The 18,293-nt window shown below is 75.3% G+C and carries 17 protein-coding genes; 9 read left to right on the top strand and 8 right to left on the bottom strand.

Annotated features, from left to right (window positions below):
• Positions 1–53: 53 nt before the first annotated feature.
• From hpf to mtrA, 5 genes are all read right to left on the bottom strand, one after another.
• Positions 54–686 (bottom strand): ribosome hibernation-promoting factor, HPF/YfiA family, encoded by a 633-nt coding sequence (gene hpf / locus ACGFNF_RS12170; protein ID WP_357576460.1) that lies wholly within the window; start codon positions 684–686, stop codon positions 54–56.
• A 248-nt stretch (positions 687–934) separates the two neighbouring features.
• Positions 935–1,639: a ComF family protein gene (locus ACGFNF_RS12165; protein ID WP_357576459.1), complete on the bottom strand. Its 705-nt coding sequence runs from the start codon at positions 1,637–1,639 to the stop codon at positions 935–937.
• Between the two features lie 5 nt (positions 1,640–1,644).
• Positions 1,645–3,441 (bottom strand): LpqB family beta-propeller domain-containing protein, encoded by a 1,797-nt coding sequence (locus ACGFNF_RS12160; RefSeq protein WP_393167538.1) that lies wholly within the window; start codon positions 3,439–3,441, stop codon positions 1,645–1,647.
• Complete coding sequence (mtrB, locus tag ACGFNF_RS12155) at positions 3,438–5,225, bottom strand: MtrAB system histidine kinase MtrB (RefSeq protein ID WP_357576457.1); 1,788 nt, start codon at positions 5,223–5,225, stop codon at positions 3,438–3,440. Before mtrB ends, ACGFNF_RS12160 begins: the two co-directional genes overlap by 4 nt.
• A 12-nt stretch (positions 5,226–5,237) precedes the next feature.
• Positions 5,238–5,927 (bottom strand): MtrAB system response regulator MtrA, encoded by a 690-nt coding sequence (gene mtrA, locus ACGFNF_RS12150; protein WP_089001893.1) that lies wholly within the window; start codon positions 5,925–5,927, stop codon positions 5,238–5,240.
• A gap of 199 nt (positions 5,928–6,126) precedes the next feature.
• On the opposite strand from mtrA, the gene ACGFNF_RS12145 reads away from it, so the two are divergent.
• From ACGFNF_RS12145 to ACGFNF_RS12125, 5 genes are read left to right on the top strand one after another with little or no spacing between them, the layout of a single operon-like run.
• Positions 6,127–6,969, top strand: coding sequence for a hypothetical protein (locus ACGFNF_RS12145; RefSeq protein WP_357576456.1), 843 nt, complete (start codon positions 6,127–6,129; stop codon positions 6,967–6,969).
• Positions 6,966–7,532 (top strand): DUF4129 domain-containing protein, encoded by a 567-nt coding sequence (locus tag ACGFNF_RS12140; protein WP_357576455.1) that lies wholly within the window; start codon positions 6,966–6,968, stop codon positions 7,530–7,532. The genes ACGFNF_RS12145 and ACGFNF_RS12140 overlap by 4 nt, the downstream gene beginning before the upstream one ends.
• Positions 7,529–9,064, top strand: a complete 1,536-nt coding sequence (locus ACGFNF_RS12135) for a DUF4350 domain-containing protein (protein WP_393167535.1) — start codon at positions 7,529–7,531, stop codon at positions 9,062–9,064. Before ACGFNF_RS12140 ends, ACGFNF_RS12135 begins: the two co-directional genes overlap by 4 nt.
• Positions 9,061–10,053, top strand: coding sequence for an AAA family ATPase (locus ACGFNF_RS12130; RefSeq protein WP_393167533.1), 993 nt, complete (start codon positions 9,061–9,063; stop codon positions 10,051–10,053). Before ACGFNF_RS12135 ends, ACGFNF_RS12130 begins: the two co-directional genes overlap by 4 nt.
• A complete protein-coding gene (locus ACGFNF_RS12125; RefSeq protein ID WP_393167531.1) occupies positions 10,050–11,360 on the top strand; it encodes a DUF58 domain-containing protein in 1,311 nt (436 codons plus the stop codon). The genes ACGFNF_RS12130 and ACGFNF_RS12125 overlap by 4 nt, the downstream gene beginning before the upstream one ends.
• 46 nt (positions 11,361–11,406) lie before the next feature.
• Here ACGFNF_RS12125 and ACGFNF_RS12120 read toward each other — a convergent pair whose 3' ends face one another.
• Positions 11,407–12,405, bottom strand: coding sequence for a stage II sporulation protein M (locus ACGFNF_RS12120; RefSeq protein WP_357576452.1), 999 nt, complete (start codon positions 12,403–12,405; stop codon positions 11,407–11,409).
• A gap of 33 nt (positions 12,406–12,438) precedes the next feature.
• Here ACGFNF_RS12120 and ACGFNF_RS12115 point away from each other — a divergent pair, with 33 nt between their 5' ends.
• The 4 genes from ACGFNF_RS12115 to ACGFNF_RS12100 all read left to right on the top strand — a co-directional run bounded on the left by ACGFNF_RS12115 (position 12,439) and on the right by ACGFNF_RS12100 (position 15,173).
• The gene (locus tag ACGFNF_RS12115; RefSeq protein ID WP_357576451.1) at positions 12,439–13,584 is read left to right on the top strand and encodes an RDD family protein; all 1,146 of its coding nucleotides are present in this window, start codon (positions 12,439–12,441) and stop codon (positions 13,582–13,584) included.
• 118 nt (positions 13,585–13,702) lie between these two features.
• The gene (locus tag ACGFNF_RS12110) at positions 13,703–14,149 is read left to right on the top strand and encodes a hypothetical protein (RefSeq protein ID WP_357576450.1); all 447 of its coding nucleotides are present in this window, start codon (positions 13,703–13,705) and stop codon (positions 14,147–14,149) included.
• Complete coding sequence (locus ACGFNF_RS12105; protein ID WP_357576449.1) at positions 14,146–15,018, top strand: tetratricopeptide repeat protein; 873 nt, start codon at positions 14,146–14,148, stop codon at positions 15,016–15,018. The genes ACGFNF_RS12110 and ACGFNF_RS12105 overlap by 4 nt, the downstream gene beginning before the upstream one ends.
• Positions 15,006–15,173, top strand: a complete 168-nt coding sequence (locus tag ACGFNF_RS12100) for a hypothetical protein (RefSeq protein ID WP_357576448.1) — start codon at positions 15,006–15,008, stop codon at positions 15,171–15,173. Before ACGFNF_RS12105 ends, ACGFNF_RS12100 begins: the two co-directional genes overlap by 13 nt.
• Before the next feature lie 130 nt (positions 15,174–15,303).
• Here ACGFNF_RS12100 and ahcY read toward each other — a convergent pair whose 3' ends face one another.
• On the bottom strand, positions 15,304–16,803 hold the full coding sequence (gene ahcY, locus ACGFNF_RS12095) for an adenosylhomocysteinase (protein WP_357576447.1): 1,500 nt from the start codon (positions 16,801–16,803) through the stop codon (positions 15,304–15,306).
• A gap of 323 nt (positions 16,804–17,126) precedes the next feature.
• Positions 17,127–18,290, bottom strand: a complete 1,164-nt coding sequence (gene manA, locus ACGFNF_RS12090; RefSeq protein ID WP_357576446.1) for a mannose-6-phosphate isomerase, class I — start codon at positions 18,288–18,290, stop codon at positions 17,127–17,129.
• Positions 18,291–18,293: the final 3 nt, after the last annotated feature.

Here is an 18,293-nt window from a genome sequence, read left to right as displayed (position 1 = left end):
CCGCCCTCGGCGGCCGTGGTTGGCGGGTGGGCCGCCACCACGGCGCCGGAGGGTCAGACGGCGAGGGAGATGATTCCGTAGTCGTAGGCGTGCCGCCGGTAGACGACGCTCGGGCGGCCGGACTCCTTGTCCTGGAACAGGTAGAAGTCGTGGCCGACGAGTTCCATCTGGAACAGGGCTTCGTCGACGGTCATCGGCTCGGCGGGGTGCACCTTCTCCCGCGCGATGTGCCAGGGCTGGTCGTGTTCCTCCTCCTCGACCCGTTCGGCGACGGCGGTGGCCGTCCCGACGCCGTCGGGGGACGCGCCCAGCGGCGCGTCGAGGCCGGCCACCGGCAGGCCGGCGGTGGCTGCGGCGACGGAGAGCGGCGCGTGCCGGCCCCGGTGGACGCGGCGGCGGTCGGCCGCCCGGCGCAACCGGGTGTCCAGCTTGGCGATGGCCGCGTCGAGCGCGCTGTAGAAGTCGTTCGTGCAGGCCTCCGCCCGGATCACCGGGCCACGGGAAACGCAGGTGATTTCGACGCGCTGGCAGTGGTCGGCCTGGCGCGGATTGCGCTCGTGGAACAGCTCCACATCGACACGAATAAGTTTATGGTCGTAGCGTTCGATCTTCGCGAGTTTGTCCGCCACGTGCACCCGGTAATGATCCGGCACTTCGACGTTACGGCCCTTGACCACGATGTCCATGTGACCTCCCTAGTTCGGACGGTCGTTCGTTCCGGCATCCGGTCGCGCGCCCTGGGGGAGGCCCCACTCGGCGTCGACCGGTCAGTGCGGCTACGCCTCCTTTCACCACCGGGGGCGGATGGAAACACCTCCTACCCCCGACACGAAAACGCTAACTCCTGTTCCCTCGACAGTCACCCCCGGTCGCCGGGACAGCCAACAATTTTTCACAGCTCATACACCAACGGGTGAAACGGAAACACGCACCGTCACAAAGTGCGCCGTCGCTCGGTCGCGGCGAGCACCGCGGCGACCGTCGGTGACAGCCCGCTCGCGGTCAGCGCCCGCCCCACGGACGCGAGGGTGGACCCGGTGGTCAGGATGTCGTCGAGCACCACCACCGCCGCCCCGTCGGGCGCGGACGGGACCCGTGGGCGGACCCGGAAGGCCGCCTCGGCCGCCGCCGCCCTGCCGGCGCTGTCCAGCGTCACCGAGTCGGGGCGGGGCAGGGCCCGCAGCGGCCGCCGTACCCGCACCGGCCAGCCCGCCCGGCGCAGCCGGTCCGCGCAGTGCCGGGTCAGCCGGCCGAGGTGGTCGCCGTACCGGGCGCGGGCCGCCGCCGCGGTGTCCGGCACCGGCACCAGCGTCACCGGGCGGACCCCGCCCACCGCCGCCGCCACGACCTCGGCTAGCAGCGCCCCCAGCGGCCGGGCCAGCCCGTGCCGGCCGTGGTCCTTGTACGCCAGCAACGCCTCCCGCAGCGGGCCCGCGTACGGGCCGAGGGCGACGCAGGGCGGCAGGTCGGGCGGGGCAGGAGTGGGTCGTACGGCCCGGGGGCGCAGCGCGCCGAGCGCCGCCACGCACTCCGGGCAGACGCCGTGCCGAAGCCCCGGCCGGCGCTCGCGGCAACCGGCGCACTCCACGGGCAGCACCAGGTCGGTGAGGTCCGCCCAGAGCCCGCCGAGATCCCGCACGGAGATCAGTAGAGGAAGAAGGGGGCGGTCGGGTTGCCGGCGCGCGCCCCGGCCGAGGGCGGCGCGACCTCCTGCACCTGCTCGGGCTGGATCCGCTCGAACGGGCCGCTGCGGTACGCCACCCCGTTCGCCTCGTACATCGCGGCGCCGACGCGCCCCACGGCGTTCGCCGGGTACGCGGCCAGGTGCGTCACCCGGGCGCCGATCTTGTCCTCCAGCCGGCTCTCCCGCGCGCCGTCCACGCTGACCTCGTAGACCGCCGGGCGGCCGACCGCACCCGCGAGGACCAGGGTGTTCTCGCCGTACCAGTCGACGGCCGACAGGCTGGTCAGCCGGGTGTGCAGCCGACGGGCCGGGCCGGGCGTCGCCCCCGCGCCGTCGGGGCTGAGGGCGGCGACGTAGAGCGTGCCCCCGGCGATGACGGCGATCCGGTGCCCGTCCAGCGAGGCCGCCACCGCGGTAACCGGGCCGGGCACGCCCAGCGGCACGGCGGTGAGCTGCGCCTGGGCGTCGAAGCGGTAGAGGCTGCCGTCGGCAACCACGAGCCCGGCCGGCTGCCCCCGGTACGTGGAGCGCAGCCAGACCGGCTGGCCCATGGCGGCGTACCCCTTGGCGCTGCGGGTGAAGGCGGCCACCGGGTCGGTGCCGGTGCCGACGGAGAGCCACTGGCGGTTTGCGTCGGAGACCACCAGCGCCGCCAGGATCTGGTTGTCGGCGCGGCTGAGCCCGGCGGAGACGACGTTACGGTTCGCCTTGGCGTCCACGGGCACCGGACCGGTCGGCTCTCCCGGGTAGGCCAGCGGGTGGACGGCGCCCTCGTAGACGCAGAACCGCTGGAAGCTCTCCGGGAGCTGGTGCACCGGGCGGTCCCGGCGGCGCCGCTCCAGGTCGGGGATCAACTCCTGGGACTGGTTGCGGATCTTGATGTCGAGCGGCCCGTCGAGGTCCGACAGCGACCAGGCGAGCTGCGTGCCGAGCTGCTCCAGCCGGGCCTTGTCCTCCGGCATCTCCAGGTCGACCTCCCAGCGGCCGTCCGTCCGGGTGGCGTTGTTGATCAGGCGGGTGCCGTCCGGCAGCCGGCGTACGGCCGTGCCGAGCCAGGCCGAGGGGCCGGCGGTCAGCCACTTGACCACCTCGCTGACCCGCCGCTCGTCCGGCACGGCGAGCGGCAGGTAGCGCTGGTCGGGGACGAGGCGGGTGCGGTCGTTGTTCCAGAAGTAGATCGTCCGGCTCTGGTAGTACGTCTCCAGCGCCTCGACGCTGAGCAGCAGCGCCGTCGGCGGGTTCGCCACGTACAGCCCGCCGTCCGTCAGGCCGTCCTGCCCGGCCTGGCTGCGCAGCTCGAAGGTGTAGGTCGTGGTGCTCGTCTCCGGCGGGGCCAGCGTGCCGTCCGTACGCAACTGCCCGACCTGCTGCACCTTGAGGGTGACCTCGGTGCGGTCCGGGGCGTAGACGGGTACCGGCTCCTCGGTGAGCCGGACGACGGCCAGCGTGACCTCGCTGCCCTGCTTGGTCTGGAGGCGTTCGCGGTCGGCCGGCACGATGAACTGCCGGACCCGCTGGTACGCCCCGTCCGGTTCGCCGGCCGCGGCGGAGAGGAAGTTCTGGACGAACTGCTCGGCGTCGGTGCCGGCCGCGGTGCGGCTCGGGGGCTCGCCCCGGCTGCCGCTGGTCGAGGCGCCCTCCGCCGCCGGCCCCGGCCCGTCCACCCGGACCTCGGTGTTCTCCGGAATGCCGCAGCCGGCCACGCCGCCCAGCAGCAGCGCGCCGCCGAGCAGGCCGGCGAGCAGCCGACGCCTCACGACCCCACCTCCGCGTGCCCGCCGTTGCCCGGCCGCCCCGGACCGACGGCCAGCGCGTCGTCGGCGCCCGGGCCGATCGCGAGGGCGCCTCCGGTGCCGGGGCCGATGGCCAGCCGCCCGCCCGGGCGGGGCCCGCCGAAGGGCAGCGTGGCGTCGGCCGGGACCAGCCGCAGCGGCGAGGTGGTCAGCCGGTCGCCGGCGCGCGACGGCAGGGTGAGCCGGAACTGGGCGCCCTGCCCGGGCGCGCCCCACGCCTCCAGCCAGCCGCCGTGCAGCCGGGCGTCCTCCAGGCTGATCGACAGGCCGAGCCCGGTGCCGCCGGTCTGCCGGGCCCGGGACGGGTCGGCCCGCCAGAAGCGGTTGAACACCAGCTTCTCCTCACCCGGCTTGAGGCCCACCCCGTGGTCGCGGACGGTGATCGCCACCGCCGTGTCGTCCACCCCGAGCGTGATCAGCACCGGCTTGGCCTCGCCGTGCTCGACGGCGTTGCCGACCAGGTTGCGCAGCACCCGCTCCACCCGCCGGGGGTCCACCTCGGCGATCACCGAGGTGCCGGGGACGTCCAACTCGATGGCCACCCCGACGCGCTCGGCGAGGCCGGCCAGTCGGTCGGCCACCCGGTGCACGACCGGCACCAGGTCGGTCGGCTCCGAGTCGAGCATGGCGAAGCCGGCGTCGAAGCGGCTGATCTCCAGCAGGTCGGTGAGCAGCTCCTCGAACCGGTCCAGCTCGGCCTGGAGCAGCTCGGCGCTGCGGGCCACCGCCGGGTCGAACTCGTCCCGCTCGGCGAAGATCAGGTCGGCGGCCATCCGGACCGTGGTCAGCGGCGTGCGCAGCTCGTGCGAGACGTCAGAGGTGAAGCGGCGTTGCAGCCGGGACATCTCCTCCAGCCGCAGGATCTGCCGTTGCAGGTTGGTCGCCATCTGGTTGAACGACGCCGCCAGCAGGGCGAGGTCGTCCTCGCCGTTGACCACCATCCGCTGGTCGAGCAGGCCGGCGGAGAGCCGCTGGGCCGTGCGGGCGGCCACCCGTACCGGGGTCACCACCAGCCGGGTGACCAGGCCGGCGAGCAGGGCGAGCAGGAGCACCAGGGCCGCTCCGGTGGCGGCCACGGTGCCCCGTACGTCGGCGGCCGTGGCGTCCTGCCGGGCCAGCGGCACGAGGTAGTAGAGCTCCACCTGGCCGAACCGGGTGGGCACCGGCGAGCCGTAGACCAGGTATTTCGTGCGCTCCTCGCCGAGGCGCCCGGTGCGGATCTGGCTGGCGACCTTGCCCCCGGCGACGGTCTCGCGCAGCTCCCGGCTGATCAGCGGGCGGACGTTGACCGCGGGCGAGGACCGGGGCTGGATGGCCCCGGTGTGGTTGTCGGCGGTGAGCGCCACGATGACGCCGGTGGTCTGCTGCGGATCACCGCCGGCCAGGTAGTTGACCGTGCCGTCGATGGTCTCCTGGAGCTGCCCCTCCTGCGGCTGGTTGTAGAGCCCGAACTGCTTCGCCGCGTAGTCCGCGCCGCTGCCCAGCCGTAGCCGTACGTCGGTCTCGACGTTCTCCACCAGGATGCCGGTGATCTTGTCGGCGATCAGGTAGGCGAAACCGCCCACCAGCAGGCTCGACGCGACCAGTGTGATGGTCACCACCCGCAGCTGGAGCGACCGGCGCCAGCTCTGGTGCAACCCGGCGAGCAGGCGCGCGGCCCGGCCGCTCACGCCACGCCACAGCTCCCGCGCGGCGACACGCCGGCGCGGAGCTGCCGTCGGGGGGTCCGGAATCGGGGAGGTGGCCACAGTGTGACCAGGCTATCCGGTGCCCGCCTTGTAGCCCACGCCCCGCACGGTGAGGATGATTTCCGGCCGCTCCGGATCCGGTTCGATCTTGGCCCGCAGCCGCTGCACGTGCACGTTGACCAGCCGCGTGTCCGCCGCGTGCCGGTAGCCCCAGACCTGCTCCAGCAGCACCTCGCGGGTGAAGACCTGGCGCGGCTTGCGGGCGAGCGCGACCAGCAGGTCGAACTCCAGCGGCGTCAGCTTCACCTCCTCGCCGTTGCGGCTGACGGTGTGCGCCGGCACGTCGATGGTGATCTGGTTGCCGGGCGGCCCGATGGTCAGCATCTCCGGGGCGACGTCCTCGCCCCGGCGCAGCCGCGCCCGCATCCGGGCGACCAGCTCCTTGGGCTTGAACGGCTTGACCACGTAGTCGTCGGCGCCGGACTCCAGGCCGAGCACCACGTCGACGGTGTCGCTCTTGGCGGTCAGCATGACGATCGGCACGCCCGACTCGGCCCGGATCGACCGCGCCACGTCGATGCCGCTCATGCCGGGGAGCATGAGGTCGAGCAGGACGATGTCGGGGCGGTTCTCGCGGAACGCGGCCAGCGCCCGCTCCCCGTCGGCGACGAAGGAGGGCAGGAATCCCTCGCTGCGCAGGACGATGCCGAGCATCTCGGCGAGCGCGGGGTCGTCGTCGACCACCAGTACCCGGGCTCTCATGGGGTTAATGTTTCCATCCCCTTCAGTTTGGTGGGATCCCCGTCACCCGGCACGGTACTGCCGTGGGCCGTCGCCGCCCAGCAACAGGTGCCCGGCGTCGCCGCCCCGACGTGCGGGTCCACCCGATCGGAACGGGCGTGTCACCATGATCCCCGCGTGCGCCGTCACGCGCCACCGCCGTCCGTCCCCAGGAGTACGCGTGCCCGACGCCGGCCCGACCGCCGTGCTCCCGCGCCGTCCCCTCACGGTCGGCGAACTGCTGGACTCCGCGGTCCTGCTGCTGCGGGGCCAGGCCCGGGTGCTGGTGCCGGTCGCCCTCGTGCTGGCCGTGGCCGAGCAGCTCCTGCTGCACCCGCTGCGGCTCGCCGCCGACACGGCGCCACCCGCCTGGCTGCCGGAGTTCGGGCGGTTCGGCGCGTACTGGCTGCTGCTGGCGGTGGGGGCGGCGACCGAGGCGGTGATCGTCCTGCTGCTCGGAAATCCGGCCGCCCGGGCCGCCGGGGCCGCCCTGTTCGGCCGCGCGCCGGGCCCGCGGGAACTGCTCCGCCCGGCCGGCGCGCGCTGGGGCGCCACCGCGCTGCTCGCCGTGCTCGTTGGCGTGGTGATGTGCGGGGTGGCGCTGTTCGGGCCGGCGTGGATCGTCGGGTTCGCCCTGCTCGGCGCCGTGGCGCCGGCGCTGGTCGTCGACCGGGTGCATCCGCTGCGCGCCCCGCTGCGCGCCGCCGCCCTGGCCGTCCGCGGCGCCGGCCGGGCCGGCTGGATCCGGCTGCTCGGCTACCTCGTGTGGTGGATCGTGCGCGTCGGCCTCGGCGTCGGCGTCTACGTCGGGCTGGACTCGTTCGACCTCGTCGACCGCGCCTGGGCCGGGTGGCTGTCGCTGGCTGTCTGGGCGGGCGTGAACAGCGTCGCCTACCCGACCCTGGCCTGCCTGGACGCGGTGCTGCACCTGGAGACCCGGATGCGTACCGAGGGGCTGGACATCCGGCTGTCCCGGGCCCGGCCGGGCACGCCGGAGACCGTCCTGCTGGCGGCCGGGCGATGAGCCTCAGCCGGTGGTGGACCGAGACCACGGCGGCGCTCGGCGACCGGGTGCCGCTGCCCCTGGCCGCCCTGCTGCTGGTGCTCGCCGCGGTGCTGGTCGCGGTCGGCTGGTACACGTTCCCGGCCTGGGTCCCCCGGCGGCTGCCCCGGCTGCGTCGACGCCGCAGGGAGACCGCGCCGTCGGACGCCCCGCCGCCGGTCGTCCCCGCTCCCCGCGAGCCCGAGCTGCCCGCCGCCGCGTACGTCTCCCTCGCGGACCGGTTCGCCGCCGAGGGCCGGTACGCCGAAGCCGTCCGGGAGCGGCTGCGCGCGATGGTCCGGGAGCTGGCCGCCCGGCACGTGGTGCAGCCGCAGCCCGGCATGACCGTCGCCGAGCTGGTGCGGGCCGCGACGGACACCCGACCCCAGGTGGGTCCACCGCTGAGCGCCGCCGGCGCGATCTTCTCCGAGCTCTGGTACGGCCAGCGCCCCGCCTCCGTCGAGCACGACCACCGGATGCGGGAGCACGCCGCCGACCTGGAGCGGCTGCTGACCGGGCGACCCGAGGACGGGCCACGACCATGAGCGCACAGGCCACCGCCGTACCACCGGCGCCCCGCGCGGACGTCGCCCCCCGGCGGCGGCGCCGCTGGCACCGGCTGCTGATCCCGCTGGGCCTGGCCGCTGCGCTGCTGGCCACCACCCTGATCACCCACGCGGTCGACCAGCCCGACCCCGGCGACCAGGGCTTCCTCTCGCCGGTCGCGACGGGGGACGACGGCGGCAGCCGGCTCGCCGACGCGCTGCGCGGGCAGGGCGTGACCGTGCAGCGGGAGACGGACACGCTGCGCGCCCTGCTGGCCGCCCGCGGCGGGGCGGCCACGCTCTTCGTGCCCGCGCCGACGCTGCTGCACCCGGACACGGTCGGCGCGTTGGACTCGCTGCCCTCGACCACCAGGCTGGTGCTTGTGGACCCGTCGCGACGGGTGCTGGAGGCGGTCAGGCTGCTGCCGGTGCAACCGGCCGGTCGCCGGTGGGCCGCGCAGGCGGTGGGGCCGGACGCGCGGGGCCTGCCCTGCCCGCTGCCCGAGTTGCGGCAGCTCGGACGCGTGGCGGTCGGGCTGCAACGCTACGCGCTCGCCCCGGGCGCGTCGGCGCCCGTCGGGTTCTGCTTCGCCGACGGGCTCGCCCTGCTGCCCCGGGTCCCCGAGAGCACCGTGGCGGTGGGCGCCAGCGATCCGTTCCGCAACGACCGGATCGACGAGTGGGACAACCGGGCGTTCGCCACCGCGCTGCTCGGCGGGACCGGCCGGGTGGTGTGGCTCGACCTGGACGGCCCCGAACCCCCGCCGGTCTTCGGCGACGGCAGCAGCGGCAGCCCGGCCTGGTCGCCGACGCCGGGCGGCTCCACCGGGTACGACGGCCCGGGCGGCGGCACCGGCACCGGGGACGGGGACGGGGACGGGGACGGGCGGCCCGGCGACCCGGGCGGGGAGACCGACGACGACAGCGAGGGCCGGGGCGAGGACCGGGCCGGCAGGCCCGACCCGCCGAACCCGCTCTGGTCGGCCTTCCCCGGCTGGCTGTGGGCGTTGCTGGCCCAGCTCGCCCTTGCCGCCCTGCTGGCCGCGCTCTGGCGGGCCCGCCGCCTCGGCCCGCCGGCGGTGGAGCCGCTGCCGGTCACGGTCCGCTCGGCGGAGACGGTGCTCGGCCGGGCGCGGCTCTACGAGAAGGCGGGCGCCCGGGACGCGGCCGCGCGGACACTGCGGAGCGCCGCCCTGGACCGCCTGACCCCCCGGCTGCACCTGCCGCCGACCGCGCCGCCGGCCGACGTGGCCGCCGCGGTCGCCGCCCGCACCGGCGACGACCCCCGGTGGACCGACGAGGTGCTGCACGGCGCCGGGCCCGAGACCGACCAGGACCTGCTGGACCTGGCCCGCGCGCTGGACCGGCTGACCCGCGTCGCCGCCCCGCACGCCCCCGACGGACCGCCCCCACCCGCCGAGACGCCGCCACCGGCCGCCTACGGGCCGCCACCGCCCGCCGCATCGCCCGCCGTGGGGCCGCCCCCGCCAGCCGCACCGCACCCGCACCGAGCCGAAGGAGACCCCCGGTGACCCGACCCGCCGGTACCGCCGAGCCGCCGACCATCGACCCCGTCGACCCCCGCGCCGCCCTGCACCGGCTGCGCGCCGAGGTCGCCAAGGCGGTCGTCGGGCAGGACGCGGTCGTCACCGGCCTGGTCATCGCCCTGCTCTGCCGCGGGCACGTGCTGCTGGAGGGCGTGCCGGGCGTGGCCAAGACCCTGCTGATCCGCACCGTCGCCACCGCCCTCGACCTGGGGTCCAAGCGGGTGCAGTTCACCCCGGACCTGATGCCGGGCGACGTCACCGGCTCGCTGATCTTCGACCCGCGCACCGCCGCCTTCACCTTCCGCGAGGGGCCGGTCTTCACCAACCTGCTGCTCGCCGACGAGATCAACCGGACGCCGCCGAAGACCCAGTCGGCGCTGCTGGAGGTGATGGAGGAGCGGCAGGTCTCGGTGGAGGGCGAACGGCGGCCGCTGCCCGACCCGTTCATCGTCGCCGCCACCCAGAACCCCATCGAGTACGAGGGCACCTACCCGCTGCCGGAGGCGCAGCTCGACCGGTTCCTGCTCAAGCTCACCGTGCCGCTGCCCAACCGGGACGAGGAGCTGGGCGTGCTCCGCGCGCACCACGCCGGCTTCGACCCGCGCGACCTGACCGCTGCCGGCGTACGGCCGGTGGCCGACGCGGCCGACCTGGCGGCGGCCCGGGCGGCGGTCGGCCGGGTGCACGTGGCCGAGCCACTCTTCGGCTACGTCGTCGACCTCTGCCGGGCCACCCGCAACACCCCGGCGCTGGAGCTGGGCGCCTCGCCCCGGGGCGCCACCGCGCTGCTCAACACGGCCAAGGCGTGGGCCTGGCTGGCCGGCCGCGACCACGTCGTACCGGACGACGTGAAGGCGGTCACCCGGCCGACGCTGCGGCACCGGCTGCGGCTGCGCCCCGAGGTGGAGCTGGAGGGCGTCGGCGTGGACCAGGTGCTGGACACGGTGCTCGCCACCGTGCCGACGCCGCGATGACCTGGCGGGCGGCGCTCCTGCTGGCGGTCGGCGCGCTGACCCTGCCGGCCTGGCCGTCGCCGTTCGCCGGGCTGCTGGTGATGACCGGGGCGGTGCTGCTGCTGGTGCTGCTCGACCGGGCGCTGGCCGCGCCGCCGGGAGCGCTCACGGCCGCCCGGCAGGGGGACCGCGCGGTCCGCCTCGGCGGCACCGCCACCGTCGCGCTGCTGCTGCACAACCCCTCCGGCCGTACGCTGCGGGCGCGCGTCCGCGACGCCTGGGTGCCCTCCGCCGGCGCCCGCCCCGACGTGCCGCCGGGACAGCTCGTGCGCGTCGAGCCGGGCGCGACGGTGGCGCTGCCCAGCCGGCTGACCCCGCTGCGGCGGGGCGACCGGCCGGCGGTGGCGCTGACCGTGCGCTCGTTCGGGCCGCTGGGGCTCGGGTTCCGGCAGCGCTCCGGGCGGCCGGCGACCCCACCGTGGACGCTGCGCGTGCTACCCCGATTCGACTCCCGCCGGCACCTGCCGGAGAAGCTGTCCCGGCTGCGGGTCATCGACGGCACCCAGGTGAGCCGGGGGCGGGGGCAGGGCACCGAGTTCGACACCCTCCGCGAGTACGTGGTCGGCGACGACGTGCGCTCGATCGACTGGCGGGCGAGCGCGCGCCGCGCCGACGTGCTGGTGCGCACGTGGCGGCCGGAGCGGGACCGCCGGCTGCTGTGCGTGCTCGACACCGGGCGGACGTCGGCGGTGCGGGTCGGCGACGAACCCCGGCTGGACACCGCGATCGACGCCGCGCTGCTGCTCACCGCCCTCGCCGCCCGCGCAGGCGACCGGGTCGACCTGCTCGCGGCCGACGCGGCGGTACGGGCCACGGTCACCGGCACCGGCGGCCCGGCCCTGCTCCCCCGGGTGGTGCACGCCCTCGCCCCGCTCCAGCCGACGCTTGTGGAGACGGACTTCGACCTGATCGCGGGCGAGCTGCTGCGCCGGCAGCGCCAGCGCAGCCTGGTGGTGCTCTTCACCGCGTTGGAGGCCGGCGCCCTCGGCGAGGGGCTGCTGCCGGTGCTCCCCCGGCTGGCCGCCCGGCACAGGGTGGTGGTCGCGGCGACGCACGACCCGGTGCTGACCGCCCTCACCACCACCGTCCCGCAGCGCCCGGCGGACGCCTACGCCGCAGCGGCGGCCTGGCGCACGCTCGCAGAACGCGACCGGGTCCGCGTCGCCCTGGCCCGCCACGGCGTGACGGTAGTGGACGCCCCGGCCGGCCGCCTGGCCCCCACCCTGGCCGACACCTACCTCCGCCTAAAGGCCCTGGGCCACCTCTGACCGGGTTCGTCCGGCGCCCCACCGCCAGATCCCGTTGATCATGAAGTTATTGCCCGTCCGCTCGGCGTGTCACGGCAACAACTTCATGATCAACGGGATCTGGGTGGGTGGCGCGGCGGCCGAGGAGCACCACGTACGCCAGGAAGGCGAGCCAGACGGCGGCGCCGACGGCCACGCGGAGCGGAATGGGCACGGGCGCGGGGGTCACGAACGCCTCGATGACGGCGGAGACCGCGAAGAGCCCCACCAGCCCGACGGCGACCAGGACGCCCTCGCGTCCCGCCCGGGCCACCGACTGGCCCCGGGTGAGCTGCGTGGGCGGCGCGATCCACGCCCACCCGATGCGCAGGCCCACCCCGGCGGCCACGAAGACGCCGGTGAGTTCCAGCAGCCCGTGCGGGGTGATCAGGCCGAAGAAGACGTCCGCGCGGCCGTAGGCGACCATCACCCCGCCGACCACGCCGATGTTGAGCGCGTTCTGCCAGAGCAGGTAGAGCACCGGGACGATCAGCACCCCGGCGGCGAGGCACTGGGCGGCGAGCCAGGCGTTGTGCGTCCACAGGTGGAAGGCGAACGTCGGCGCGGAGAACTCGGTGTAGTAGCCGGCGAAGCCGGACTCGACCAGGTCGGCGGCCGCCGCCTCGCCGATGAAGGCCGCCGCCGTCTGCGGGTTGCCCGCGACGAACCAGATGAGGAAGAGGCTGAGCAGGCTGAACCCGGTCGCCACCCCGCACCACCAGGGCCAGGCGCGGTAGACCGCGGCGGGGAAGCCGGCCACGAAGAACCGCCCGACCGCCGCCCACGACGGGCGCGGGCGCCCGGTGAGCCGGGCCCGGGCGCGCAGCACCACCTGGGAGAGCTGGCTGACCAGCGCCGGGTCGGGTGAGCGGCTGCGCAGCACCGACAGCTGGGTGGTCGCCCGCTGGTAGAGGGCGACCAGCTCGTCGACCTCGGCGGCGTCGAGCCGGCCGCGCCCGGAGAGTTCCTCCAGCCGTTGCCACTGCCCGCCGTGTTCCGCGACGTACGCGTCGAGATCCACCGTCACCCCCGTCCGGCGATCATAGTGTTCACTGTCGGGGTGAGAGCACAACCTCGACCGCCGGCCCGACCCGCCCCGTGGGGTGACGCCGGGCTGGTCAGCGGGGAGGCCGTGGAGCTGGACGTCCGGGCCGCCCGGATCGGTTCCCGGGTGCTCGCGCTGCTGCTCGACGTCCTGGCGCAGGCGGCCCTCATGCTGGTGCTGTCCATGAGCGTCGGCGTCGCGCTGCTCAACCTGCCGGACGGGCTGGTCGACGGCGCCCTGGCCGGCGGGATCGCCACGGTGGGCCTGATCCTGGTGCTGGTCGGCTACCCGGTGCTGTGCGAGCGGTTCAACCACGGCCGGACGCTGGGCAAGATGGCGGTCGGGCTGCGCGTGGTCAGCGCCGACGGTGCTCCGGTCGCGGCGCGGCAGTCGCTGATCCGGGCGCTGGTCGGCGTGGCTGTGGAGTGGCCCGGCCTGGTGCTGCCGCTGGTGAGCTGGGTGGCCGGGGTGACGGTGATGGTGACCGACCGGCGCGGGCGTCGGCTGGGCGACCTGGTGGCGGGCACGCTGGTCGTGCACACCCGCACGGCGACCGCCTGGCGGCCCGTCCCCACGGCGGTTCCCGCACTGGCCGGTTGGGCGGGCGCGGCGGACCTGAGCCGGCTCGACGACGGCCTGGCGTTGGCCGCCCGCCAGTACCTGGCCCGGGTGCACCAGCTGGCGGAGCCGGCGCGGGGGCGGTTGGGGCACGGATTGTGGACCGAGGTCTCGGCGGTGATCACGCCGCCCCCGCCTCCGGGCATGCCCGAGTCGGTCTACCTGGCCGCGGTCCTCGGCGAGCGGCACCGGCGGGCGAGGTACCGGCTGGGGCTCGGCCGGTCGGCCGCCGCGACGCTCTGGCCGGAGCTGACTCTCCACCCGCCCGCACCACCCCGCGCGGCCCCGTCCGCTGCCGGGCCCGCAGGCGTCGCCACGTCTGAAGGCGCCGCCGGACCCGACCTCACCGCCGGGCCCGCGGGCGTCGCCACGTCTGAAGGCACCGCCGGGCCTGCGGGCGCCGTGCCGCCCGGCACGGTCCGTCCGGCGGTGCCCGTCGGGGCGCCGGCCGCCGTGCCGGCCCAGCCCGTTCCGGGGGTACGGCCGGCGGTCGCCCCGGCGGCACCGGCGGGCGGCGTGCCCGTGCCCGACGCCGGCACCTGACCGGCGGGCGGGGGCCGCGCACACGTCGCGACCTGGAATCCACTCCCTCCGGGAGCGCCGTCGGTCACCCGGCTGTGGCAGGATCCGGCTCGCTCGCCCCTACCGAGACGGGAACATCGTGGCCGACGATCTGTTCACCCCCACCATCGCGCCGGCGGCGTACGGGACGCGACGCCGGCCGTGGCGACCGCAGTCGCTGATCTTCCCCGCCGTCTTCGCCGGTCCGCTGGCCGCCACCGTGCTGGCCCTGGTCAACGGGCACCGGCTGGGCCTGCCCCGTCGGACGAACCTGATGGTGCTCGGCGTCGGGCTGGCCGCGCTGACGGCCCGGTTGGCGCTCACGCTCGCCTTCCTCGACGACTGGGGGGACCGTCCCGTCCGGCTGATCGCGGCGCTGGCCGGCGCCGGGGTCTGGCTCGCCGCCTCCACCACGCAGAAACGTCCGTTCCGGGCCTACGAGCTGCGTGGCGACGAGCCGGCGTCGCTGTGGCTGCCCGGCCTCGGCGCGGTGCTCCTGTTCGGGGTCGTCGAGGCCCTGCTGTTCCTGCTGGTGGCCGCCGTATGACCGCCCCGGAGGCCCAGCTCGCCCGGGTGGCGCACCTGCTGGAGCTGAACCGCGCGGAGCAGGCCCTCGACGAGGTCGACCGGCTCCCGGCCGCCCTGGCCCTCAGCCCGGCGGCGTTCCGGCTGCGGGCGTACGCGCTGACCTCGCTGAGCCGCTGGGACGACCTGGCCGCCGTCGCCCGTCGAGGGCTAGCCGAGGCCGGCCCGGACCCCGAACTGCTCGGCCGGCTCGGCGTCGCGCTGCGCCACCGCCGCGAGTACCCCGCCGCCGAGCGGGCACTGCTCGACGCGCTCGCCATCGAGCCGGAGGACCCGTGGCTGCTGTGCCAGTACGCGCAGCTCTGCTCGGCCGTGGGGCAGCTCGACAAGGCGGAACGCCTGGTCGCCCGGGCCGCCGCGATCAGCCCGCAGGAACCGGCCGTCTTCGCGTGCCGCGTCCAGCTCGCGTACGCCCGGGGGGACGACCGGGAGGCCGACCGGATCGCCAGGGAGTTCCTCGGGGCGTGGCCGGACAATCCGGCGGCGCTCGCCCTGCACGGCGCCACCTCGGCCCGGCGTGGCCGGTTGGGTGCCGCGCGCCGCGCGTTCGGCCAGGCGGTGGCGCACGACCCGACCGATGCCGACTACGCCGAGGCGGCCTGGGAGGCGCAGGTGCACGCGCACCCGCTGCTGCTGCCGCTACGCCCGCTGCACCGGCTGGGGATCTTCCGCACCTGGCTGCTCGCGGTCGGCGTCATCGTGCTGCTGAACGTCGTCGGTCTGGACGTGCTCGCCGGCCTGTTCGCCGTGGCCTGGATGCTCTTCTGCGTCTGGTCGTGGATCGCTCCGCCGCTGGTCCGCCGGATGGTGCTCGGCCGGTGGCGGTCGTGAGGGCGTTCGGGCCGTGGCTGGCCGTCCTCGCCCTGGTGCTGCTGCTCGACGCGCTGCGGCTGCGCGCGCTGGCCGCCGTGGTCTCGGTGGCGTGGCTCGTCTGGTGCGTGTGGAGCTGGGTCCGCCCCGCCCGTCGCCGCTCCCGCCGGGACTGACCGCCCGGCGGCAGGCGACCGCCCGCGCTGGCGCCGGCCGGCTCGACCCGTGGCGGCGCGCCCGACCCGGAAACGCCGACCGGGCCGGCCGCTCGGGAGGGAGCGGTCGGCCCGGTCGGCGCGGTCGGTGTCAGTAGCGGTAGTGCTCCGGCTTGAACGGGCCCTCCACGGAGATGCCGAGGTAGGACGCCTGCTCCTTGGTCAGGGTGCTCAGCTTGGCGCCGAGCGCCTCCAGGTGCAGCCGGGCGACCTTCTCGTCGAGGTGCTTGGGCAGCACGTAGACGCCGATCGGGTATTCCTCGGTCTTCGTGAACAGCTCGATCTGGGCGATCGTCTGGTTGGCGAACGAGTTCGACATCACGAAGCTCGGGTGGCCGGTGGCGTTGCCCAGGTTGAGCAGGCGGCCCTCCGACAGCACGATGATGGCGTGCCCGTCGGCGAACTTCCAGAGGTCGACCTGCGGCTTGATGTTGACCCGCTCGACGTCGGAACGCTTCGCCAGGCCGGCCATGTCGATCTCGTTGTCGAAGTGGCCGATGTTGCCGACGATGGCCTGGTGCTTCATCCGGGCCATGTGCTCGTTGGTGATGACGTCGAAGCAGCCGGTGGCGGTGATGAAGATGTCGGCCTGCTCGACCACGTCCTCCAGGGTGGCGACCTGGTAGCCGTCCATCGCGGCCTGGAGCGCGCAGATCGGGTCGACCTCGGTCACCACGACCCGGGCGCCCTGGCCGCGCAGCGACTCGGCGCAGCCCTTGCCGACGTCGCCGTAGCCGAGCACGACCGCCATCTTGCCGCCGATCAGCACGTCGGTGGCCCGGTTGATGCCGTCGATCAGCGAGTGGCGGCAGCCGTACTTGTTGTCGAACTTGCTCTTCGTCACCGAGTCGTTGACGTTGATGGCGGGGAAGAGCAGGGTGCCGGCGCGGTGCATCTCGTAGAGCCGGTGCACGCCGGTGGTGGTCTCCTCGGTCACGCCCTTGATGCCGGCGGCGATCCGGGTCCACCGCTGGTTGTCCTCGGCGAGCGAACGGTGCAGCACGCCGAGGATGACCGCGTACTCCTCGGAGTCGGCGGACTCGACCGGCGGCACGGCGCCGGCCTTCTCGAACTCGGCGCCCTTGTGCACCAGCAGGGTGGCGTCGCCGCCGTCGTCGAGGATCATGTTGGGGCCCTGCCCGTCGGGCCAGGCGAGCACCTGCTCGGTGCACCACCAGTACTCCTCCAGGCTCTCGCCCTTCCAGGCGTAGACCGGGACGCCGGCCGGGGCCTCGGGGGTGCCCTCGGCGCCGACGACGATCGCGGCGGCGGCGTGGTCCTGGGTGGAGAAGATGTTGCAGGACGCCCAGCGGACCTGCGCGCCGAGCGCGACCAGGGTCTCGATGAGGACGGCGGTCTGGATGGTCATGTGCAGCGACCCGGTGATCCGGGCACCGGCGAGCGGCTGGGCGTCGGCGAACTCACGACGGATCGCCATCAGGCCGGGCATCTCGTGCTCGGCGAGCTGGATCTCCTTACGCCCGAACTCGGCGAGCGACAGATCCGCCACCTTGTAGTCGCCCTCGGCGAGAGTGCTCGGCCGGGCCTCGGACGGCGTGCCGCTGGCGGACGCCGGGAGGGTGCTGGTCATGAAATCTCCTGTCGGACGATGTGCTGCGCGACCATTCACCTTACGCGCGCGAGCCGCCGACGGGAGGACCGGTCGGGTGAAGTGAGCACGAAGACATCAGCGGACAGCGCACGGGGCGGTCGGTCGTGAACGGTGTCCCGTCCCTCGGCCGCCCGCCCCGTGCATCCCCCCGGTTTGGTTCCCCCGCGCGTTCTCGGACCTTCGTCGCGATAACGCTGCGTACTCATAGAGTCACACTCGGCCAGGGCCGCGTCAAGCTATTCCGGAAAAGTCGGACTTGCGCGCCGCCAGGCGCCCCACCTGCACGCCCGCCGGCCCGCCTTTCAGCGCAGGCCGCAGCTCGCGACGTACGCCTCCCCGGCGCCGCCCAGGCGCAGCGGCCCGGCGGCGGCGCTGCCGACGGCCGCCCGCCCGGGCGCCAGCGTCACCGCGCCGGCCCCGTCGTCGACCGAGACCTCGCCGGAGCGGCAGAGCACCACCCGGGGCCCGGGCACCTCGACCGACACCGCCGGCAGTCCCGCGCCCACCGTCACCCGGTGCAGCGCGAAGTCCTCCACCGGCACCGGCCACGTGACCACGCCCGGGGCGATCTCCAGCGGCGGCACCACCGGGTCGCGCAGCACCTCGAAGCGCAGCACCCGCAGCAGCTCCTCGACGTCCACCCGCTTCGGCGTCAGCCCGCCGCGCAGCACGTTGTCGCTGGCCGCCATGATCTCCACGCCGGTGCCACGCAGGTAGGCGTGCAGGTTGCCCGCCGGCATCCAGATCGCCTCGCCGGGGGCCAGCCGCACCCTGTTGAGCAGCATCGCCACCAGCACCCCGGGGTCGCCCGGGTAGGCGGCGGCCAGGTCCCGGGCCAGCTCCGCGTCCGGCCCCGCGACCGGCGCCGACGCCACGGCCGCCACCAGCGCGTCGCGCCCGTCGGCGGGCCAGGTCAGCAGCAGTCGTACGGCGTCACGCAGGCCCACCGGCCCGGTCCGCAGCGCCGCCAGCACCGGCTCCAGCGCGGGTACGCCGAAGCCGGCCAGCGCCGCCGCCGAGGCCGCCGGGTCCCGGAAACCGCAGAGCGCCTCCATCGGCGAGAGCGCGACCAGCAGCTCCGGCTTGTGGTACGGATCGACGTAGTTGCGCTGCCCGTCGGGGCGGGCGGCGTCGGCGGCGTGCCCGGCGCGGGCCTGCTCGGCGTCCGGGTGCGCCTGGAGGCTCAGCGGGGCATCCGCGGCGAGCACCTTGAGCAGGAACGGCAGCCGGGTGCCGAACCGGCCGACCAGCCGCTCGCCGAGCCAGTGGTGCGGCTCGGCGAGCAGCAGGTGGGTCAGGCTCACCCGGCCGCCGTCGCGGTCGACCAGGGCCGGGCCGCCCGGGTGGGCGCCCAGCCACAGTTCGGCCTCCGGGCCGTCGCTCGGCGCCGGCCGCCCCTGCAACTCGGCGATCGCCGAGCGGGACCCCCAGGCGTAGTCGCGGATCGGTCCGTGCAGCAGTTCCACCGG

Source organism: Micromonospora sp. NPDC048868, assembly GCF_043198195.1.
Classification (GTDB): domain Bacteria; phylum Actinomycetota; class Actinomycetes; order Mycobacteriales; family Micromonosporaceae; genus Micromonospora; species Micromonospora reichwaldensis.
Note: the sequence above shows the minus strand (reverse complement) of the source record. Positions and strands in the feature narration are given on the sequence as shown.